A 21,044-nucleotide genomic window follows, 5' to 3' on the forward strand; every position below is an offset into this window, starting at 1 on the left:
GACTCCGCGGCACCCGGCTCCGGGCGCGCGACCGTGATGATTTTCTGTCGAATCGATGTCGTATCGTCACGGGAGCGCCCTCGCCGGCGAGCCGCGCCGACGCCAGAGATCCCAGGAGTCACCGTGACGCAACAGGTGCCGCAGGTCCCGCCGACAGAGACCGCGCTGACCGGAGTCCGCAACTTCCGCGACGTGGGCGGGCTCCCCACCACGGACGGGCGGCGCACCGCCTTCGGCCGGCTCTACCGCAGCGGCCACCTGGCGCACGCCACCGCCGAGGACGCGGCCCTCCTCGGCGGGCTCGGGCTGCACACGATCTTCGACTTCCGCAATTCCGCCGACCACCGGCTCGACGGGCACGACATCGAGCTGACCGGTGTCCGTAACATCAACATTCCGCTCTCGGACCCGGCCGACGGCGCGGAGTTCTGGCGCATGGTGCGCGACGGGAACATCGAACAGCTGCGCTCCATCCTCGCGGGCGGCAAGGGCACCGAGCGCATGCTCCGGATGTACCGCTCGACGATCGTGGACCGCACCTCCGAGCACAGCCGGGTGCTGCACTCCCTGGCCGAGGACAGCGTCCCGGCGCTGATGCACTGCGCCGCGGGCAAGGACCGGGCCGGTCTCTCGATCGCGATCGCCCTGCTGGCGGTCGACGTCGAGCCGGAGGCGATCGAGGAGGACTACCTCAAGTCCAACGACCGCCACCGCCGGTACAAGGTGAAGCGCACCGATATGTCCGAGTCCGGCATGTCTCCCGAGGTGATGGAGCTACTGAACCCGCTCTTCGGGGCACAGTCCGCCTACCTCGCGGCGGCGTTCACGGCCATCGAGGAGAGCTGGGGAACGACCGACCGCTACCTGACCGAGGGGCTGAAGGTCTCCCCCGGGACCCGGGAGCGGCTGCGCGAGCGCCTGCTCGACCAGGGCTGACCCGGCCGACGGCACCCCGCCCGCAGGAAGGCCTCATTTGCTCCCGGCCACCACGAAGAGCAGATAGAGGAAGCCCGCGATGATGTGCCCCGCCACCAGGTAGGCGAAGAGACGGATCACCACGCCGCGCGGCATCCGCTTCTCCTGCGGATCCTCGTTCTCACGACGTCCGGGGCCCAGCGGGTCGTAGTGTTCGGAATCGGACATGACGGTCCTCTCTGTCGGCCTCGCGGCCGGTGGAGCGAAGGATGCCGCCGGCCGGGAACGGCCGGTCAGCGCGCGTGGAGGGCGTTGCCGAGGCAGAGCTCGGCGGCGGGGCTCTGCAGCAGGGTGTGGACGAAGAGCAGCTCCGCGCCGCCGCGGTCGACGGCCGCGATCCGGTGCGGGGTGAGCGAGTCGAAGTGGGCGCTGTCGCCGGGTCCGAGGTCGTGGAGGGTGTCGCCCAGCCCTACCCGCAGCCGCCCCTCCACGACGTACAGCCACTCCTCGCCGGGGTGGACCCGGACCAGGTCGCCCTGGGCCCCGTACGGAACGCGCACCCGCAGCGCCTGCATCGCGCGGCCGGACCCGCCGGCCTGCCGGTACATCCAGCCGTCCGCCTCCGCTCCCTCGAAGCCGCCGCCGCGGACGATCGCGTCCCGTTCGGGGGGCTGCTCGCCGAGGAGCTCGGAGACCGTCGTACCGTAGATACGGGCCAGTCCCAGCAGCATCGGCAGCGAAGGCTGCCTGCGGCCGGTCTCCAGCCGGGAGAGATGGGCCGGGGAGAGCCCGGCCCGCCGGGCGGCGGCCTCCAGGGTGAGGCCACGGCCCCGTCGCAGGTCACGCAGTCGGGGTGCGACGCCGGGGAGCTCGTCCGGCGCCCCTTCGTCCGGAGGGTTCATGCCTCCATTGGGCCAGGATCTTTCCAACGGGGCAAATAACGTGCCTCAGAGGCAAAAGCGGGCAGAGCCCGGGCCGGTCAGCGGTTGGCCACGGCCTGCTTGACCAGCGTCCGGCCGAAGTCCCACATCAGTCCGCCACCGCTGTGCGCGTCATCCATGACGGACGTGAACGCCGCCACGAAGCGGTCCACCTCCGCGTCCCCGATGACCAGCGGCGGAATCAGCTTGATCACTTCCAGGTGGTCGCCGGAGACCTGGGTGAGGATCCGGTGCTTCTGGAGCAGCGGCACCACGACCATCTGGGCGAAGAGCCCCTTGCGGGCCGCCTGGAGCATGGTCCAGCGGCTGCGGAGCTTCAGCGACGACGGCCGGCCGAACTCGATGCCGATCATCAGCCCGCGCCCCCGGACCTCGTGCAGCAGCTCGTAGCGGTCCACCAGGGCCGCCAGCCGCTCGCGCAGCAGGCCACCGGTGCGCCGGGCGTTCGCGACGGTCTCCTCGTCCTCCATCACCGCCAGGACGGCGAGACCGGCCGCCATCGCCTGGGCGTTGGAACCGAAGCTCGCGGAGTGGACGAGGACCCGGTCCATCGAGGAGTAGACCTTGCGGAAGATCCAGTCCTTGCCGAGAGTCGCACCGACGGGCACGTAACCGCCGGAGAGCGCCTTGGCCACGCACACCAGATCGGGCTCCACCCCCTCCTCGTGCTGGTAGGCGTAGAAGTCTCCCGTCCGGCCGAGGCCGGTCTGCACCTCGTCGGCGATCAGGAGCGCCTTGTGCCGATGCAGCAGCTCCTGCGCCTGGCGCAGATAGCCGGGCGCCGCGGCGTGCACGCCCTTGCCCTGGATGGGCTCGACGACCAGGGCCGCGACATCGCCCCGCTTCAGCTCGCGGAGCAGCGCGTCCAAGTCGCCGAGCGGGATGGCCGTGTCGGGCAGCAGCGGGGCGAAACCGTCGCGGAAGCCGCTCTCCCCGTTGACCGACAAGGATCCCGTGGTGAGCCCGTGGAAGGCGTGGTCGCAGTAGAGGATCCGGGGCTTCCCGGTGGCGTAGCGGGCGAATTTCAGCGCCGTCTCGACCGCTTCGGTGCCGCTGTTCCCGAAGAAGACGCGGTCCAGGTGCGGGCTGTGGGTCAGCAGCTTCTCGGCGAGCAGTCCGGGCAGCGGCTGGCAGTCGAAGCGGGTGAGGTCGGCGAGCTGGGCGTCCAGGACGTCGTGCAGCGCCCGGCGGACGACGGGATGGTGGCGGCCGAGACCCATGACGCCGAACCCGGCGAGCATGTCGAGGTAGTCGTTGCCCTCCGCGTCCCAGAAATACGCGCCCTCGGCCCGCTCGTAGACCTTGTCGAAACCGATGGTGTGCAGCATGCGCGGCAGCTGGTGGTTGAGGTGGCGCGCATGCAGCTCGTACCGTTCGGCTCCGCGCTCGGCGAGGAGCCGCGCCAGGTCGAAGCCCTTGGATCCGCCGTCCGTCATCGCCCGCTCTTCTCCTTCGGGTGTGCTGCGCCGTGCGGCCGGCCGCCGCGGGAGACCCGTGGCGGCCGGCCGTGCCTCGTCGGTCACCGCCTCACCGGTTGCCGCTGATGGTCTCCCGTGCCGCGCGCAGGGATTCCTTCAGGGACCCCATGGTGGCGAGTACGGCCGTGGGCTCGTAGCCGCAGTGCGCCATGCAGTTGGCACAGCGCGGGTCCTTGCCGCGGCCGTACTTGTCCCAGTCGGTCTCCTCGATGAGCTGACGGTACGTCGGTACGTAGCCGTCGCTCATCAGGTAGCAGGGGCGCTGCCAGCCGAAGAGCGAGTAGTTCGGGATCGCCCACGCGGTGCACGGGAAGTCCGCCTTGCCCTCCAGGAAGTCCAGGAAGAGCGGCGAGTGGTTGAGCCGCCAGCGGCGCCGGTTGCCGCCTGCGAAGGCCTTCTTGAACAGCTCGCGGGTCTGCTCGACGCCCAGGAAGTGCTCTTGGTCGGGCGCCTTCTCGTAGGCGTAGGCGGGCGAGATCATCATCTCGTCGACGTGCAGGTCGTCGTTGAGGTAGTTGAGGACCTCGATGATGGTCTGCGGGGTGTCGGTGTTGAAGAAGGTGGAGTTGGTGGTGACACGGAAGCCGCGCCGCTTGGCCTCCTTCATCGCGGCGACGGCCTCGTCGAAGACGCCTTCCTTGGCGACCGACTCGTCGTGCCGCTCGCGCAGTCCGTCGATGTGCACGGCGAAGGCGAAGTACGGGGACGGGGTGAACTTGTCGAGCTTCTTCCGCATCAGCATCGCGTTGGTGCAGAGGAAGACGTATTTCTTCTTCGCGACGAGCTGGCGCACGATCTCGTCGATCTGCGGGTGCATCAACGGTTCGCCACCGGCGATGGACACCATGGGGGCACCGGATTCGAGCACCGCACCGACCGCCTGGGCGACCGGCATGCGCTGCTTCAGGACTCCGGCCGGGTGCTGGATCTTCCCGCAGCCCTCACACGCGAGATTGCAGGCGAACAAGGGCTCCAGCTCGACGATCAGCGGGAACTTCTCACGCTTGCGGAGCTTCTGTTCGAAGAGATACGTCGCAACCTTGATGGACTGACGGAGCGGCATGGCCATCTGGCTCACCTCCTGGGGAGCGTTGAGGATCGGTGCCATTCGTAGAAAGCCGGAAGGACGGCACGAAGAACGCGGAAGGCCGATACTCCACCGCGGACCGTGCCGATGCGGACGAGCTCATGCTCCGGAGCGTCCACGACCACCCGGACGGCCGCAACCGGGCGCGGTCCGTGACACAGGGCGGTACGCAGTGTCGCGGCGGACTCCATGTCCACCGCGATGGCCCCGCCCGCCCGCAGCGCGGCCCGCTCGGAGCCCCGTACGACGTGGTCGGAGCCGGTCAGCGGCCCGGTGTGGACGGTACGGCCGGGAACGGCCCTGGCGAGCGCGGCGACCAAGACGCCGGTGCCCGTACAGGGGGTGGCGCCGTCCGCGTCCCGGGTCTCCTCGGCGACGACCAGGTCCCCGGGGTGCATCCCCGGGGCGAGGCCGGCGCAGAAGCCGGAGGCGATCACGGCGGCGTCGGGGACGCCGCCGGGGCCCAGGAGGCGCGCCACCGCCGCCTCCGCCGCCCGAGGGCCCATCCCGGTGCGCAGCACCCGGACGGGGCCGGGGGCGCCCCTGCCGCTGCGCAGGGCCACCTGCTCGATGCCGAGGGCGCAGGCGACCAGCAGCGGCGGCACGGGGCTCCCGGGCCCTCGTGGATCGCCCATCAGGCCCCCTCGGCGGCGTCCGCGCGGTCGGCGAACGGGTCGCCGTACACGTAACGCCCGAGTGCGGTGAGGGGGAAGACCTGGCGGTAGAGGTGGTAGTTGATCGAGAAGTCCCAGGGGAAGCCGGTGCCGGTGAAATACGGCTCGTCCCAGGAGCCGTCGGCCTGCTGCGCCTCGGTCAGCCAGGTGACGCCGCGGGCGACCGAGCGGGTGTCGCGGCGGCCCGCGGCGAGGAGGGCGAGCAGCGCCCAGGCGGTCTGGGAGGCCGTGGACTCACCGTGCCCGATCCACTTCTCCTCCTGGTAGGAGCGCAGGTCCTCGCCCCAGCCGCCGTCGTCGTTCTGGACGGATTCCAGCCATCCGACGGCCCGCCGGATCGCGGGGTGTCCGGCGGGCAGTCCGGCGACGATCAGGGCGGGCACCACGGACCCGGTGCCGTAGACGTAGTTGACGCCCCAGCGGCCGAACCAGGCGCCGCACGCCTCCTGTTCGGCGAGCAGCCACTCGATGCCCTCGCGGGTACGGGGGTGGTTCGCGAGGCCCTCGACGGCGAGCATCTCCACGACATGGCCGGTGACGTCGGCGGACGGGGGGTCGATGACCTCGCCGAAGTCGCAGAAGGGCAGGCGGTTGGGGAAGGGACTGGTGTTGTCGGCGTCGAACGCGCCCCAGGCCCCGTTGCGGGACTGCATCCCGAGGTTCCAGCGGACCCCGCGTTCGATGGCCGCCTGCATGCGGGCGGGGTCGGGGTGGCGCACCCGGCGCAGCGCCAGGACGACCTCGGCGGTGTCGTCGACATCCGGGTAGTTGTCGTTGTGGAACTCGAACGCCCAGCCTCCGGGGGCCAGTTCGGGTTTTCGCACCGCCCAGTCACCGGGTCTGGTGATCTCCTCGGCCAGCATCCAGTCGGCGGCCTTCACCAGGGCGGGGTGGTCGGGCCGGAGTCCCGCGTCGGCCAGGGCGATCGTGGCCAGGCAGGTGTCCCAGACGGGCGACTGACAGGCCTCGACCATGCGGGCGCCGTCCTCGCGCCGGACGGCGAACCGGTCGAGCGAGGCCAGGCCGGCCTTCATCACCGGGTGGTCGAGGTCGTAGCCGAGCAGGTGCAGGGCGATGATGGAGTAGACGGCGGGTGGCTGGATCCCGCCCCAGCAGCCGTCGTTCTCCTGGCGCTCGATGATCCACCGGGCGGCCAGGTTCATCGCGATGCGGCGCAGCGGGCGCGGGGCGACCTTGTGGTAGAGGTGCAGCCCTTTGTCGAGGCGCTGGAAGAGTCCGTCCCAACTGGCGGGCGGGGCTAGCTTCCTGGCCGGGTTGGGCCGGTCCGGGTCGGTGTGCAGCTCGTCCAGGGCGAAGGGCGCCGGGCGCACCGGGCGTTTCGCGGAGACGACGGTGAGCGGCACGATGGTCTGCCGGGCCCAGCAGCCGAAGTCGTAGATGTTGAGCGGGACCCACTTGGGGAAGAACATCAGCTCGGGCGGCAGTTCGGGGAGGTCGTCCCATTTCCACCAGCCGAACAGAGCCAGCCAGATACGGGTGAAGACGCGGGCGGCCGCGATGCCGCCCCGCTCCCTGATCCAGCCGGAGGCGCGTGCCATGTGCGGTTCGTCGGGGTGGTCCCCTGCCAGTCGCAGGGCGACGTACGCCTCGATGGTGGCGGAGAGGTCGCCCGGTCCGCCGTAGAAGGTGTTCCAGGTTCCGTCGCCGAGCTGTTCGCCGCGGATGAAGAGGGCGGCCGCGCGGGTGGTCCCGTGGTCCCGGATGCCGAGGAACTGACGCAGGAGCAGGTCCTCGGCGTCCATCGTGACGTTGGTGGCGAGGTCGCCCTTCCACCAGCCCTGCTCGTCCTGTCTGCCGAGGAGGTGCTCCACCGAGCGTTCCGCGGCCCGTCGCGCGGCGACGGTCACGTCGTCCGCGGCGGTTGTCGTGTCGGTCGGATCGTCGGCCGGAGCCCCGGAGAGGTTCGCGGACCCGGTCGATCCGTCGGTCGTCGCTGTCATGAGCTTCCCCTTCGTGCAGTCGGTTCTCTGCTGTGCTGGGGTCTCCGTCGGCCGGCGCCCGGTGAGGGGCGCCGGCCGGCGACTGCGAGTCATATGCGAAGAGTGATCATCTCTTTCGTACCACCACGAAGTCGGCGAGCTCGGTGAGCTGCTCCCTCACCCGGTGGGGCATGTCGACGGCGTGCAGCGCCTCGATGGCGATCGCGTGCTGACGACGGGCTTCCTGGGCGGTCCACTCGCGGCCACCCGCCTCCTCGATGAGTGCCGCGCGGACGGCGAACTCCTCTTCGGAGAAGCTGTCGAAGTCGTTGCTCTTGGCATCGGCGGCGAGCAGTTCGCCCAGCCGCTCGGACGCCTCGCCACCCGCGGCGAGCGCTGCCACGACGGGCAGGGACTTCTTGCGCTGGCGCAGGTCGCTCCAGGTCTGCTTGCCGGTCGCCTCCGGGTCGCCCCAGATGCCGAGGAGGTCGTCGACGGCCTGGAAGGCGAGGCCGAGGTGGTAGCCGTACGCCTCCAGGGTGTCGGCGGTGCGGTCGTCGGCGCCGCCGAGCACCGCACCGATGGAGACGGCGCAGGCCAGCAGGGCACCGGTCTTGTTGCCCTCCATCTCCAGGCACTCCTCGACGGTGACCCGCTCGCGGTGCTCGTAGGAGATGTCCTGGGCCTGCCCGTCGATGAGCTTGCGGGTGGCGGTGGTCAGCCGACGGGCCGCGCGGCCCGCCTCGACCGTGCCGAGCTCCAGCAGCAGGTCGTAGGCGAGCGCGAAGAGCGCGTCGCCGACCAGGATCGCCTGGGCGGGGCCGTGCACCTTCCAGACGGTGTCGCGGTGGCGGCGCTGTTCGTCGCCGTCCATCAGATCGTCGTGCAGCAGCGAGAAGTTGTGCACGAGTTCGACGGCCACCGCGCCGGGGATGCCGGCCTCGGCGGGGGCGCCCGCGGCCTCGGCGGACAGCAGGGCGAGCGCGGGGCGCACGGCCTTGCCGCCGTCGCCGTCCGAGGGCCTCCCCTCGGCGTCGATCCAGCCGAAGTGGTAGGCGGCGACGGTGTCCATGGGCGGCGCGAGCCGGCCCACGGCAGCCCGCAGGACCGGCGCTGACAGGGCTCGTCCGCGCTCCAGAAGCGCGGTGACGTCCGCGGTGTCCGCCACGGTGTCGAAAGCCGGATTCGCCGGGGTCACAGACTCTCCTCTTGTTCCGGTGGTACTGCTCATGCCGCCTCCTGAAGCGGATGTCCTGGGGGACGGCCGAGGTCGTGGAGCACCGCGTCGGCGGCGCCGGCGCCGCTGCGCACGGCGCCCTCCATCGTCGCGGGCCAGCCGGTGTCGGTCCAGGCCCCCGCCAGCTGGAGGCCGGGCAGCCGGGTGCGGGGGCCGGGGCGCAGCCGCCCGACACCCGGGGCGGGCGCGAAGGTGGCGGTGCGTTCCCGGGTGACGAAGAAGTCGCGGATGCCCGCGCCGCGTGCGGCGGGAAGCAGCCGTTCCAGCTCGGGCAGGTAGCGCGCCCGCAGTTCGGCGACGGGGAGGTCGATCTCGTCCTGGGCGGCCGACTGCGAGACGGCCAGGTACTGCCCGGGGCCGGTGAGGCCCGAGGAGTGGGTGCGGTCGAAGACCCACTGGACCGGGGAGCCGATGGCGGCGAAGAACGGCCTGCGCAGCACCTTGCGGTCGTAGACGACGTGCACGTTCAGGATGGGCGCGGACGCGATGTCGAGCAGCAGGTCCGGCTCGTCCAGCGCGCCCGCGGGCAGCAGGTCGTGGGTCTCGGTCTGCGGCACGGCCAGCACGACGGTGTCGGCGGTGATCCGCTCCCCCGCCGTCTCGACGTTCCAGCGGCCGTCGTCGGTGCGGGTGAGGGAGCCGGCCTTGGCGCGCAGTTCGGTGCGGACGCCCGCGGTGTCCAGGGCCTTGCGGGCGAGGGTGTCGTGCAGTTCGCCGAGCGGCACGGTGGCCCAGCCGATGTCGGCGGCGCCGGGCTCGGAGAGCAGGCCGGTCTTGAAGACCTTCGCCGCGAGCGCCATGGAGGCGTTCGGGGCGGTGGCGTTCAGTGTGGCGACGCCGACGAGGTCCCAGAGGGCCTCGATGGTGCGCTCCGACTGGCCGTGCCGCCGCAGCCAGGTGGCGAAGTCGATGCGGTCGAGCTCGGGATCGGCGGGATCCAGGCGGCCGAGCGCGAGGGCGGCGCGGCCCACGCCCGCCTTCTCGGCGAGCGAGAGATGGGGATAGGCGGCGAGTCCGCCGGCGAGGTGCAGCGGTACGGGCAGGCCGGTGCGGCGCAGCCGTCCCAGGCGCGGTCCCGCGGCCCGGCCGACGTCCAGCACGGGCACGTCCAGGCGGTCCTGGAGCGGGGCCAGGCGAGCGGCGTCGATCCGGTCGAGGAACCAGCGGTAGCCGGTGCAGCAGCGCAGGTAGACGTGCTGACCGTTGTCGACGGTGAGGTCGCCCCGCTGGAAGGAGAAGGCGAGGCCCCCGAGGCGGGGGCGCCCTTCCAGGAGGGTCACGTCGAGTCCGGCGTCGGCGAGGCGGAGCGCGGCCGTGACACCGGCGAGGCCACCGCCGACGACGACGGCGACGGGGCGCGGGCTCTCGTCGTTCATGCGGGCCCCTCTCGCCGGGTCGGTGCCGTCTGCCGGGTCCTCACCCTGGAGAACGTCGCAGTCGGTGACGCGTCGGGCCACTGGAGGGTTGCCCAGGAACCGAAGCTGCCGAGACGCATCAGGCTCGCCCCCTGGCGGTGAGCCGCGAGATGTGGCGGGCGTCCAGTCCGGACAGGCCGCGCACCGCGACGTAGGCCTTCTCGTGGCCGGGCAGCGAGACCCGTCCGCGCAGCACGGCCTCGGGGTCGCGCTCGATCCGGTCGAGGAGGCGGCGGTAGATCCCGGCCATCGCCGCGACGCAGGCGCCGCTGCGGCGGTCGAGCATCGGCAACAGCCGGTAGCCCTCGGCGAACAGGGCGCGGGCGCGGCGGACCTCGAAGTGGATGAGGCCCGCGAAGTCGGAGCCGGGGGGCGGGGCGGTCCGGTGGAACCCGGCCGAGCAGCCGAATTTGGCCAGGTCGTCGGCGGGCAGGTAGGTGCGCCCGTTGCCGGCGTCCTCGCGGACGTCGCGCAGGATGTTGGTGAGCTGGAGGGCGAGGCCGAGGGTGTCGGCGTACTCCGCGGCGCGCTCGGCCCCGCGGGCGCCCGGCGCGGTGCCGAAGACGCCGAGGCTGAGGCGTCCGATGGATCCGGCGACGCACCGGCAGTAGGACGTGAGGTCGTCCCAGGTTTCGTAGGTCGCGCCCCGGACGTCCATCAGGACGCCGTCGATCAGCTCGTCGAGCCCGCCGAGCGGGAGCGGGAAGCGGCGGGCGGCGTCGGCGAGCGCGACGGCCACCGGGTCGGTGTCGTCCTCGTCGACCGCGTCCTTGCGGATCCGCTCCAGCAGTTCACGGGTGCTCTCCAGCCGGGTCCGCTTGACCGCCGGGTCCAGCTCCCCGTCGCCGATGTCGTCGACACGACGGGAGAAGGCGTACAGCGCCGACATGGCCTGCCGCTTCTCGTACGGCAGCAGTCTGATGCCGTAGGCGAAGTTACGGGCCTGCTGTCCGGTGACGGCCTCGCAGTAACTGTATGCGGCCTGCACCGGCGGCGACATGTACGTCGTCTGTCCCTCCACGGTCCGGCTCACCTCTCTCCACGCGCTCTTCGCAAGACGATTCCCACTTCGCGCAGCAGGCTGGGCTTGGTGGGCTTGGGCGGTCCGGGCAGTACGTCGAACCCGGCGGCCGAGATCGCCGTGAGCGCGCTGCGCCCGCCCCCGACGAATCCGGCGAGAAGCAGCTTGAGCCTGCCGTTGACGCTGCCCACCAGAGGAGGGCCTTCTTTCAGCAGCTCGCTCGCACGCTGGGCCTCGTACGCGATCAGGGCGCGCACGGAGGCTCCGGCGGAGGGCGCGGCCAGGTCGGATTCGGTGACCCGGAAGCGTTCCATGTCCTCGGCGGGCAGATAGATCCGGTCGCGTTCCAGGTCCTCGGCCACGTCCTGCAGATGCTCGACGATCTGGAGCGCGGTGCAGACCGCGTCGGAGCGGCGGATTCGCTCCGGGCTCGCGGTGCCGGTGAGGGCGAGGACCAGGCGGCCGACCGGATTCGCCGAGAGCTCGCAGTAGGCGGCAAGCTCGGCGTAGGTGCCGTAGCGGCGGATCTTCTGGTCCTGACGGTTGGCCTCGATCAGGCCGAGGAAGGGTGCGGGGGTGAGCGCGCGGCGCCGCACGGTGGGGCGCAGGTTGCGCAGCAGCGGGTGGCGCGGCTCCTCGCCCGTGGTGGCGAAGACCCGGTGGAGGTCGGTCTCGAAGGCGTCGAGCATGGTGAGGCGGTCGTCGCTCTGCTCCGGCTCCAGGCCGAGGTGGCGGGCGTCGGCGCCGCCGGGGGCGAGGTCGCCGTCGCCGATGTCGTCGACGAGCCGGGCGAAGCCGTAGACCGCCATCAGGTCGTCGCGCCAGGCGCGGGGCAGGAAGAAGGGCGCCACGGGGAAGTTCTCGTCCGCGGCCTTGCCGAGAGTGGCGTCACCGATGTGCGCCTCGGGGGTCGAAGTCACTGCCGACCACCCGGCGCGGGGACGGCGAAACCACGTCGGAGCTGGAGATCTTCCGTCATTGCCGTCACATCTCCCGTTCTACACTGCTGACCCAAAACAACCCTTTTCGGACACGCCGCTCAATCTTCCGAGTGCTTTGCGGCAGAGCGGGCGATGCCAGGGCGTATCGCCCTACTTGCCATGAATCAGCACCGCTACAGCTTACGTTGTACAGCTCACAGGGGATCGGCGGGGTGGAGCGCCCACCGCCGCTTCCCGGCCGTTCCCATCAACCTTCCCCGCGCACGGCGGAATTGACGTCATCCGCCGGGAGGAGATCGCCCCCGGGCCCTACTATGCAGGGCCTGCCCCGGCACCGGGCACCGCGTGGCCCCCGCCGGAACGGTCCGGCGGGGGCCACGGAGAGAGCTCCGGACTACTTGCCCGTTTCGCGCTCGTACGCCTTGAGGACTTCCTCGGTGGGGCCGTCCATCAGGAGCTCACCCTTCTCCAGCCAGAGCGCGCGGTCGCAGGTGTCCCTGATCGACTTGTTGTTGTGGCTGACCAGGAAGACGGTGCCCGCCTCCTTGCGCAGCTCACGGATCCGCTCCTCGGAGCGGACCCGGAACTTGCGGTCACCGGTGGCCAGCGCCTCGTCGATCATGAGGACGTCGTGGTTCTTGGCGGCGGCGATCGAGAAGCGCAGCCGCGCCGCCATGCCGGAGGAGTACGTCCGCATCGGCAGGGTGATGAAGTCGCCCTTCTCGTTGATCCCGGAGAATTCCACGATCTCCTGGTAGCGCTCGCGGATCTCCTCCTGGCTCATGCCCATCGCCAGACCGCCGAGCACGACGTTCCGCTCACCGGTCAGATCGCTCATCAGCGCGGCGTTCACACCGAGCAGCGAAGGCTGACCGTCCGTGTACACCTGACCGGATTCGGTCGGCAGCAGGCCGGCGACGGCCCGCAGCAGCGTCGACTTGCCGGAGCCGTTGGTGCCGATGAGGCCGATGGCCTCGCCGCGGTAGGCGGTGAAGGAGACACCGCGCACCGCGTGCACCTTCCGGACGCCGCGCGGCTCGCCCTTGCCCCGCCGCATCATGCGGCTCAGCGCGGCGGTGGCACTGCCCCGGCCGCCGCCCGTGCCGTTGACCCGGTACACGATGTGCACGTCGTCGGCGATCACCGTGGGGATGCGCCCCTGTGCGTTGTCCTCAGCCACGGCCGTACCGTTCCTCTGCCTTCCAGAAGTACACGAATCCCACGACGCCCAGCAGCACGGCCCAGCCCAGGCCCGCGGCCCAGACATGGTCCGGGAGGTTCTCGGTGCCGTACCCGTCGATCATCGCGAAGCGGACCAGGTCCATGTAGATCGCCGCTGGGTTGTACTGCAGCACGTCCGCGATCCAGGCCGGTTTGTCCTTGAGCATCACCGGGATGGAGAACATGACGCCCGAGGCGTACAACCAGGTCCGCATGACGAACGGCATCAGCTGCGCGAGGTCGGGGGTCTTGGAGCCGAGTCGCGCCATGACGAGGGCCAGGCCCGTGTTGAAGAAGAACTGGAGAATCAAGGCGGGAATCACCAGGAGCCACGACAGCGAGGGGTAGCTGCCGAAGATGACGGCGACCGCGACCAGCACGATCATCGAGAACAGCAGCTGCTGGAGCTGCTGGAGCGAGAACGAGATGGGCAGCGAGGCCCGGGGGAAGTGGAGGGCCCGGACCAGTCCGAGGTTTCCGGAGATCGACTTGACGCCCGCCATCACGGAGCTCTGCGTGAAGGTGAAGACGAAGACGCCGGTGACCAGGAACGGCACGAAGACGTCGTGGGGAATCCCCTCCCTGGTCCCCAGGATCAGCCCGAAGATCAGGTAATAGACACAGGCGTTCAGCAAAGGCGTGACCACTTGCCACAGCTGGCCCAGTTTGGCCTGGCTGTACTGCGCGGTCAGTTTCGCCCGGGAGAAGGCCAGGATGAAGTGGCGTCGGCCCCAGAGCTGTCGCATGTACTCGAACAGCCCCGGCCGGGCCCCGCTCACGGTCAGGCCGTACTTGGCGGCCAGCTGGGCCGCGCCGAGGCCCTCGTCGGCGGACGGCGGGGTCCCGAGGGCTACCCCACCGTCGTGGGTCGTGTCACTCACAAGTTGAAACTCTCGTCTTCACGCGCAGCCAGTCGCGGGCGCGGCTCAGGCGGACAGGTCCCGGAAAGAAAATACGCCTCATGCTCTCAGAGGAAAGCCTCTCAGATGACCGGAGGTCGGCCCAGCCTCGTCAGCCGCCACACCGTACGCCACTTGATCGGGCGTCGCGGCCCGCAGGGGGTCGACCAGCCTTCCCGGAATCCGCCGAACCACGCCTTCAGCGCAGGCAGGGAGGGACGCCTGAACAGGGTCAGCAGCAGCCAGACCCCCGGATAGAGGGGAACCAGCGGGGCGGGCAGGTTCCGGCGGGCGAGCCAGACCCGGTTACGGGCGACCATGCGGTGATAGACCGCGTGCCGGGACGGGGCGGTGGTGGGGTGGTTCAGCACCAGGTCCGCGCGGTAGTCGATCATCCAGCCCGCGTCCAGTGCCCGCCAGGCCAGGTCCGTCTCCTCGTGGGCGTAGAAGAAGTCCTCCGGCAGCGGGCCGACCTCGGCGATCACCCGGGTGCGTACGGCGTTGGCGCCGCCCAGGAACGTCGTCACGCGCGAGGAGCGCATCGGGTCGCCGGCCCGCAGCCGGGGCACGTGCCGCCGCTGGGTGGCGCCGGTGTCCGGGTCGGCGATCCGGAAGGTGACGATCCCGAGCTCCGGGTCCGCCGCGAACGCCTGCCGGCACAGCTCGGCGGTGTCCCGGTTCGGGAGCAGCCCGTCGTCGTCCAGGAAGAGCAGCGCGTCCACGTCGGCCCCGCAGGGGCCGAACGCCTCGATGCCGACATTGCGGCCGCCGGGGATGCCCAGGTTCTCGGGCAGTTCCACCGTGCGCACCCCGGCCAGCACCTCGGGGACCGGGGCTCCGTTGCCGACCACCACGACCTCGATCCGGTCACCGTGCTGGGCGGTGACCGAATCGAGGAGGGCGCGGAGCTCGTCCGGGCGGTTGCCCATCGTGATGATCACCGCGCCCAGTTTCATGGGAGAGGTCACTTCAGCCTGCTGGACGCCAGGACGGACACCAGATGCAGCAGGGTCTGCAGCAGCGCGATGCCGGCCATCACCGCGACGGTCAGGCGGGTGTAGAAGAGGTCGCCGCCGATCGCGTCGATCACGGCCACCAGGAGGATCACCAGCGAGGCCTCGATGCCGAGGATCAACCGGTGGAACTTCAGCGCCCCGGCCGCCCGGCGGGCCAGCGCCATGCCGGAGGAACGCGGCTCGGACGCCGCCTCCTTCACCGGTGGCATCCCGCCCTGGTGGCGGGCCACGCCCACCAGGTCCGTCTCGGCCTTGATGAGGATCGCGCCGAGTGCGGCGAGGGTTCCGAGGAAGGCCCAGAGCCAGTCGATCCGGCCCTCGCCCCAGATGTCGGCGGCGCGCAGGCCGAGGCCGACGAGCACCGCCGCGTCGCACAGGTAGGCGGCGACCCGGTCCAGGTAGACCCCGCTGAGCGAGTACTGCTTCTTCCAGCGGGCCAGCTCGCCGTCCACGCAGTCGAACAGCAGGTAGAGCTGGACCATCGCCACGCCGAGCACGGCGCCCCACACACCCGGCACCAGCAGCGCCGGGGCGGCCAGGGCGCCGGCCAGCGTCATCACGTACGTCACCTGGTTCGGCGTGACCCGGGTGTTGACCAGGTAGCGGTCCACACGCAGCGAGACCTCACGCATGTACATGCGCCCGGCCCAGTGCTCGCCGCTTCGCCGGTCCTTCACGCCCGGGGGGTGAACGACCGGACGGAGTTCAGCTACTGATGGTCGTCGCATAGTCGGCGTACGCGTCCCTGATCTGGTCGGTGGACAGGTTGAGGTGCTCCAGGACCGTGAAGCGTCCCGGACGCGTCTGCGGCGCGTAGTCGACGGCCTTCACGAACTCGTCGACGCTGAAACCGATCTCCTCCGGCAGGACCGGCAGACCGTGGCGGCGCAGTATCGATGCCATCAGGAGGGACTCCTGGCGGGCACCGCGCAGATGCATGGCGAAGCAGGCGCCGAGGCCGACCTGCTCGCCGTGGCTGGCCGCGCGCTGGGGGAACAGCAGGTCGAAGGCGTGGTTGATCTCGTGGCAGGCGCCGGAGGCCGGGCGCGAGTCGCCCGCGACCGACATCGAGATGCCGGTGAGTACGAGCCCCTCGGCCAGCACCTTCAGGAAGGCGTCGTCGCCGACCCCGCCGGGGTGGCGCAGCACGGCCTCGCCCGCCTGGCGGGCCATCGCGGCCGCGAGTCCGTCGATCTCCTCGCCGTTGACCTCGTGGGCCAGCTCCCAGTCGGCGACGCAGGAGATGTTCGAGATCGCGTCGCCGATGCCGGAACGGACGTAACGGGCGGGCGCCTCACGGATCACATCGAGGTCGATGACGACGGCGATCGGGGTGGGCACCCCGTAGGAGCCGCGCCCGTTGTCGTTGTCCAGTGTGGCGACCGGCGAGCACAGGCCGTCGTGCGAGAGGTTCGTCGCGACGGCGACCATGGGCAGTCCGACCCGCGCCGCGGCGTACTTCGCCACGTCGATGATCTTGCCGCCGCCGAGGCCGACGACGGCGTCGTACCGGTTGCCCTTGATACCGTCGGCGAGCTTCACCGCGGAGTCGATCGTGCCGTCGGCGACCGGATACCAGTCGGCACCCAGCAGGACCGGGGCGAGCCTCTCCCGCAGGGCGCGCCCGGAACCGTCGCTGATCGCGATGGCGAGCTTGCCCGAGGAGGAGATCCGCTGATCGGCCAGGAGACCCGCCAGATCGTCCATGGCGCCGCGCCGGATGTCGACGACGACCGGGGACGGAATGAGCCGGGTCAGTACTGGCACGCGATCTCACGGCCCTTCTTGAGGTCGTCGTGGTTGTCGATCTCGACCCAGGTCACGGTGCCGATGGGGGCCACGTCGACGGTGAAGCCGCGGCCCACGAGCTCCTGATAGCCGTCCTCGTAGTAGAGGTCGGGGTCGCGCTCGAAGGTGGTCCTCAGCGCGTCCGCCAGCTCCTCGGCGGCCTCGGCCTCGATGAGGGTGACGCCGATGTACTCGCCGGTCGCGGTGGCCGGGTCCATCAGCTTCGTGATGCGCTGGACGCCCTTGCCCTCCTCCGCGATGACCTTCATCTCCTCGTCGGCGAGGACCTTCTCGGTGTCCAGGGCGAGGATGATCTTCTGGTCCTTGCCCCGGGCGTCCAGGAGGGTCCTCTCGACGGAGACCGGGTGCACGGTGTCGCCGTTGGCGAGGATCACGCCGCGCTTGATGACGTCACGGGCGCACCACAGGGAGTAGGCGTTGTTCCACTCCTCGGCCTTGTCGTTGTCGATGAGCGTGAGGGTGACGCCGTAGGTCGCCTCCAGCTCGGCCTTGCGGGCGTAGACGGCCTCCTTGCGGTAGCCGACGACGATCGCGACCTCGGTGAGTCCGACCTCGGCGAAGTTGGCGAGCGTGAGGTCGAGGACCGTCTTGTCGCCGTCGACAGGGACGAGCGCCTTGGGCAGCGTGTCCGTGTAGGGGCGCAGACGTCGTCCTGCACCGGCTGCCAGTACGAGGCCGATCATGCGAGTTCTCCTTCGTCGTGTACGGCGGGGGCCGAGGAGGACACCCAGAAGCGGATGGACTCCACGAGCACCACCAGAGCCACGGCGACCGCGAGCGCGGTCAGGGCCGTGGTGAAACCTGAGGTGTGGGTGAGTACGGCGGCGAGGACGGCCACCAGCGCGGTACGGCCCTCGTGCCCACCGATCGTCCGCACCAGCCACAGGGGCGGCGCGCCGGTGCCGCCGCGGATGCGGTACACCGTGTCGTAGTGATGGTAGGCGACGGCCGAGACGAGCCCGAAGGCCGCCGGAACGGCGTGCGGGACGTCGCTGCGTGCCGCCAGCACGAGGATCGTGACGTACTCCGCCGCCCGGAAGAACGGCGGCACCAGCCAGTCGAGCGCGCCCTTCAGCGGGCGGGCGACGGCGAGGCCGGAGAGCAGGACGTGCACCCCGGCGGCGGCGACGGTGAGCCAACTGCCGTACGGGAGGAACAGCGCGGCGCCGACCATGACCAGCGTCCCGAGCAGGGCGACGGCCGGGGCCGTGAACGCGCCGCGGAATCCGGGCGTGATCGCCGCGACGGCCCGGGCGAGGGGACCGGAGTCGGCGAGGTCCGCCAGGGCCTGTGCCGCGCGGTCGGTGCGGCCGGCCCTACGGGTCAGCGAGCGCAGCAGGCGGCCCGCCGTGGTGTAGCAGGCGGCCAGGGAGCAGCCGACGAGCAGGGCGTAGAAGACGATGCGCGGGGTGGTGAGCGCGGTGAGCACCGCGATCATGGCCCAGCGTTCACCGATCGGCAGCACGATCATCCGGCGCACCCAGACCGTCCAGCCGACGCTGTCGAGCTTGTCGGAGAGGGCGGCGGTGGGGCTGGTGTTGGCGACCGCGTCGTGGTTGGCCTCGTTGAACGAGAAGTCCACGACATGGCGGCAGGCCTGGAGGACCATCGCACCGAGCGCGAGGGCCCATACATCATCACTGTCACCACCGCGCACCGCGCCGATAGCGAGACCGGCGTAGTACGCGTACTCCTTGGCCCGGTCGAAGGTGGCGTCCAGCCAGGCGCCCATCGTGGAGTACCGCAGCGAGTAGCGGGCCAGCTGCCCGTCGGTGCAGTCCAGGACGAAGGAGACCAGGAGCAGGATCCCGGCGGCAACGTATCCGCCCCGGGTTCCGGTGGCCGCGCTGCCCGCCGCGATGAGCGCCGTGATCAGCGAGGCGGTGGTGACCTGGTTCGGGGTGAGGTTGCGGCGGGCGCACCAGCGGGCGATGTAGCGGGAGTAGGGGCTGATGCAGTACGTGGTGAAGAAGCCGTCGTGGGCCTTCACCGCGCTGCGCAGCCGTACCGCCTCGTCGTCGACCGCGGCGAGGCCCGCCTCGGCGGTGGCCTGCTGCTCCGCGTCCGTGGGGACGGCCGCGACGAGCGAGCCGAGGGCGGGGCGCTGTACGGCGGTGCCCTCGGCCTCCAGCGCGACGGCGATACGGCCGGGGACCGTCCGGTCCTCGGGCGCGGGGTCCGCCTCCGGCTCGACGACCGGGGCGCCCGCGCTGACCGCAGCGGTGGTGCGGTGCAGCGCGCGCAGCAGGGCGCCGCGCGCCTCGGCCTGGGCGGTGAGCGCGCCGGGGACGGTGGCGGCGGGGAAGCGCGGGTCGGTCAGTCCGAGCCGCAGCGCGTGGACGTGGCCCACGAAACGCGGGTCGACCAGGGCGACCCGGCGGCCTGCCGGGACGGCGGCGAGGAGGGCTGCGGCGTCACCGGCGTCGACGGCGGTCTGCACGTCGAAGCCCAGGGACCGCAGATCGTCCGCGAGCGACGACCCGGGTACCGGCGTACCGGTGAGGATGGCGGTCGACAGACGAACCCACTCCTTGGCACTGACGAGGACGACACACGGCGGCACTGCCACGAGGCGGGCCGGCGGCGTGTCGGCTGAGGCTATCGGATGAACGGAAGGCCGAGTTCACCGCCCGTTTGTGCGCTGTTCGGGTGGACCCGCAAACCCGGGCGGCGTTGGCGATCATCATCATCGATCGGGGGCCCGGCCCACAAACCACGCCCGGACCGGGTGAGCGGGACGCCGGGGCCCTGCCGAACGCAAGGCCCTTAGCCTTGATCCACCGACGTGATGTCTGTGGATGACTCTTCCGGAAACGAGGAAGTGCCTTGTGACCTGTGATGATGGGAGTTCTTCAGGCTTCCAGCACGCACGATCGGCAAGGCACTTCCGAGATGCAAGTTTCCCATACGCCGGCGGCGGTCTCCGCTGCGTTCGATGATCCGAATCTGGTCGCGCTGGCCGGGCTGGTTCCGGTGATGCGGCTGGCCGAGCGGTGTGGTCTTTCGCGTCTGGTGGCCCAGAAGGTGAGGCTGACCGGGACAGCGAACGGCGCGGGGGCCGCGGCGGGTGCCAAGGTCAGCAGCATCGTGGCCGGCATGGCGGCGGGGGCGGACAGTATCGACGACCTCCACGTGCTGCGGCACGGTGCGATGCCGGCCCTGTTCCGGGGGATCCGCGCGCCGTCCACGCTGGGCACGTTCCTCCGCGCGTTCACCCACGGCCACGCACTCCAACTCCACGCCGTCCACCGCAGGTTCCTCGCCGGTCTGGCCGCCCACACCCCCCTGCTGCCCGGCTCCGGCACGACGGCGTTCATCGACGTCGACTCCACCCACAAACGGGTCTACGGCCGGGCCAAGCAGGGCGCCGAGTACGGCCGGTTCAAGGGCATCCGCACCATGCACCCCCTGCTCGCCACGATCTGCACCCCACAGTCGCGCCCGGTGATCGCCGCAGTACGGATGCGCCGCGGCAAGGCAGCCGATTCCCGTGGAGCCCCGAAATTCGTCAGCGAGGCACTCGCCACCGCCGCCGAGGCGGGCTGCACCGGCACCCGGATCCTGCGAGCGGACTCGCAGTTCTACAACGGCGGGGTGATCGCCGCCTGCCGCCGGGCCGGAGCCCGCTTTTCGATCACCTGCGGGATGAACCCCTCCATCAAACGGGCCGTCCTGGGCATTCCCGACGGGGCATGGCAGCAGATCACCTACCCCACCGCGGTGCCCGACCCGGAGACCGGCGAACTCATCTCCAACGCCGAAGTCGCCGAGATACCCGCCTACACCGCGTTCACCGGCCGCAAGAAGAGCGAACGGGTCACCGCCCGGCTGATCGTGCGCCGGGTCCGTGACCTGGCCAAACCCGCCGTTGTGGGCGAACAGGGCGAGTTGTTTCCCGTCTGGCGCTACCACCCGTTCTTCACCGACCAGCCCGCCCCGACGCTCCAGGCCGAGCAGGAACACCGTCACCACGCCGTCATCGAGCAGGTCATCGCCGACAGCAAAGCCGGGGCTCTGGCCCACCTTCCGTCCGGAAACTTCAACGCCAACGCCGCCTGGCTCACGCTGTGGGCGATGACCTACAACCTGCTGCGGGCCGCCGGCGCGCTGGCCTCCACGTTCCACGCCAGGGCCACCACCACCACGATCCGCACCCACCTCGTCCACGTTCCGGCCCGGATCGCCCGCTCAGCACGGCGCATCACCCTGCACCTGCCACGCAACTGGCCCTGGCAGCACGCCTGGACACACCTGCTCGACACCGCCCACGGGCCACCCGGCTGACACGAACAGCCCCCGTCCACCCGCCCGCAAGGGCCCGACCGGAACCACACCGTGGAAAAGCTGGGCAAACCAGCGGATACAACCTGCCCATACCCAGCCACCGACCCGAACCGGCCCAGAAACCGATCAGAAGATCACACTCAAACCACTTCGGTGGATCAAGGCT

At 70.8% G+C, this 21,044-nt stretch carries 19 protein-coding genes; 2 read left to right on the plus strand and 17 right to left on the minus strand.

The window, feature by feature from the left end:
- Window positions 1–123: 123 nt before the first annotated feature.
- Window positions 124–936 carry a tyrosine-protein phosphatase gene (locus B9S58_RS26880; RefSeq protein ID WP_103534613.1) on the plus strand — a complete coding sequence of 271 codons (813 nt, stop codon included), beginning with the start codon at window positions 124–126 and terminating at the stop codon, window positions 934–936.
- 33 nt (window positions 937–969) lie between these two features.
- Here the strand turns inward: B9S58_RS26880 and B9S58_RS38210 are convergent, their stop codons facing one another.
- The 17 genes from B9S58_RS38210 to B9S58_RS26960 all read right to left on the minus strand — a co-directional run bounded on the left by B9S58_RS38210 (window position 970) and on the right by B9S58_RS26960 (window position 19,034).
- Window positions 970–1,143 carry a DUF6126 family protein gene (locus tag B9S58_RS38210; RefSeq protein ID WP_181009471.1) on the minus strand — a complete coding sequence of 58 codons (174 nt, stop codon included), beginning with the start codon at window positions 1,141–1,143 and terminating at the stop codon, window positions 970–972.
- Window positions 1,144–1,208: 65 nt separating this feature from the next.
- Window positions 1,209–1,817 carry a helix-turn-helix domain-containing protein gene (locus B9S58_RS26885; protein WP_103534614.1) on the minus strand — a complete coding sequence of 203 codons (609 nt, stop codon included), beginning with the start codon at window positions 1,815–1,817 and terminating at the stop codon, window positions 1,209–1,211.
- Window positions 1,818–1,894: 77 nt separating this feature from the next.
- Window positions 1,895–3,292: an aspartate aminotransferase family protein gene (locus B9S58_RS26890; RefSeq protein ID WP_103534615.1), complete on the minus strand. Its 1,398-nt coding sequence runs from the start codon at window positions 3,290–3,292 to the stop codon at window positions 1,895–1,897.
- A gap of 91 nt (window positions 3,293–3,383) precedes the next feature.
- Window positions 3,384–4,403 carry an adenosyl-hopene transferase HpnH gene (gene hpnH / locus B9S58_RS26895; RefSeq protein WP_103534616.1) on the minus strand — a complete coding sequence of 340 codons (1,020 nt, stop codon included), beginning with the start codon at window positions 4,401–4,403 and terminating at the stop codon, window positions 3,384–3,386.
- A 5-nt stretch (window positions 4,404–4,408) separates the two neighbouring features.
- Window positions 4,409–5,056, minus strand: coding sequence for a 1-hydroxy-2-methyl-2-butenyl 4-diphosphate reductase (locus tag B9S58_RS26900; protein WP_103534617.1), 648 nt, complete (start codon window positions 5,054–5,056; stop codon window positions 4,409–4,411).
- Window positions 5,056–7,056 (minus strand): squalene--hopene cyclase, encoded by a 2,001-nt coding sequence (gene shc, locus B9S58_RS26905; protein ID WP_103534618.1) that lies wholly within the window; start codon window positions 7,054–7,056, stop codon window positions 5,056–5,058. Before shc ends, B9S58_RS26900 begins: the two co-directional genes overlap by 1 nt.
- 106 nt (window positions 7,057–7,162) lie before the next feature.
- The gene (locus B9S58_RS26910; RefSeq protein WP_181009472.1) at window positions 7,163–8,266 is read right to left on the minus strand and encodes a polyprenyl synthetase family protein; all 1,104 of its coding nucleotides are present in this window, start codon (window positions 8,264–8,266) and stop codon (window positions 7,163–7,165) included.
- Complete coding sequence (gene hpnE / locus B9S58_RS26915) at window positions 8,263–9,648, minus strand: hydroxysqualene dehydroxylase HpnE (protein WP_103534620.1); 1,386 nt, start codon at window positions 9,646–9,648, stop codon at window positions 8,263–8,265. Before hpnE ends, B9S58_RS26910 begins: the two co-directional genes overlap by 4 nt.
- A gap of 118 nt (window positions 9,649–9,766) precedes the next feature.
- A complete protein-coding gene (hpnD, locus tag B9S58_RS26920; RefSeq protein WP_181009474.1) occupies window positions 9,767–10,687 on the minus strand; it encodes a presqualene diphosphate synthase HpnD in 921 nt (306 codons plus the stop codon).
- A gap of 29 nt (window positions 10,688–10,716) precedes the next feature.
- Window positions 10,717–11,628 (minus strand): squalene synthase HpnC, encoded by a 912-nt coding sequence (hpnC, locus tag B9S58_RS26925; RefSeq protein WP_103534621.1) that lies wholly within the window; start codon window positions 11,626–11,628, stop codon window positions 10,717–10,719.
- Between the two features lie 415 nt (window positions 11,629–12,043).
- On the minus strand, window positions 12,044–12,829 hold the full coding sequence (locus B9S58_RS26930; RefSeq protein ID WP_103534622.1) for an ABC transporter ATP-binding protein: 786 nt from the start codon (window positions 12,827–12,829) through the stop codon (window positions 12,044–12,046).
- The gene (locus B9S58_RS26935) at window positions 12,822–13,751 is read right to left on the minus strand and encodes an ABC transporter permease (RefSeq protein WP_103534623.1); all 930 of its coding nucleotides are present in this window, start codon (window positions 13,749–13,751) and stop codon (window positions 12,822–12,824) included. Before B9S58_RS26935 ends, B9S58_RS26930 begins: the two co-directional genes overlap by 8 nt.
- Window positions 13,752–13,852: 101 nt before the next feature.
- On the minus strand, window positions 13,853–14,725 hold the full coding sequence (locus B9S58_RS26940; protein ID WP_103534624.1) for a glycosyltransferase family 2 protein: 873 nt from the start codon (window positions 14,723–14,725) through the stop codon (window positions 13,853–13,855).
- Window positions 14,726–14,733: 8 nt separating this feature from the next.
- A complete protein-coding gene (locus B9S58_RS26945; RefSeq protein WP_103534625.1) occupies window positions 14,734–15,513 on the minus strand; it encodes a CDP-alcohol phosphatidyltransferase family protein in 780 nt (259 codons plus the stop codon).
- Window positions 15,491–16,552 (minus strand): iron-containing alcohol dehydrogenase family protein, encoded by a 1,062-nt coding sequence (locus B9S58_RS26950; RefSeq protein WP_103534626.1) that lies wholly within the window; start codon window positions 16,550–16,552, stop codon window positions 15,491–15,493. The genes B9S58_RS26945 and B9S58_RS26950 overlap by 23 nt, the downstream gene beginning before the upstream one ends.
- Complete coding sequence (locus B9S58_RS26955) at window positions 16,540–17,277, minus strand: sugar phosphate nucleotidyltransferase (RefSeq protein WP_103534627.1); 738 nt, start codon at window positions 17,275–17,277, stop codon at window positions 16,540–16,542. Before B9S58_RS26955 ends, B9S58_RS26950 begins: the two co-directional genes overlap by 13 nt.
- Window positions 17,274–19,034, minus strand: coding sequence for a DUF5941 domain-containing protein (locus B9S58_RS26960; RefSeq protein WP_103534630.1), 1,761 nt, complete (start codon window positions 19,032–19,034; stop codon window positions 17,274–17,276). Before B9S58_RS26960 ends, B9S58_RS26955 begins: the two co-directional genes overlap by 4 nt.
- Before the next feature lie 452 nt (window positions 19,035–19,486).
- Between B9S58_RS26960 and B9S58_RS26965 the strand changes: the two genes are divergently transcribed.
- Window positions 19,487–20,878 carry an IS1380 family transposase gene (locus B9S58_RS26965; protein ID WP_103531556.1) on the plus strand — a complete coding sequence of 464 codons (1,392 nt, stop codon included), beginning with the start codon at window positions 19,487–19,489 and terminating at the stop codon, window positions 20,876–20,878.
- Window positions 20,879–21,044: the final 166 nt, after the last annotated feature.

The sequence above is a fragment of the Streptomyces sp. SM11 genome (assembly GCF_002910905.1).
GTDB lineage: Bacteria > Actinomycetota > Actinomycetes > Streptomycetales > Streptomycetaceae > Streptomyces.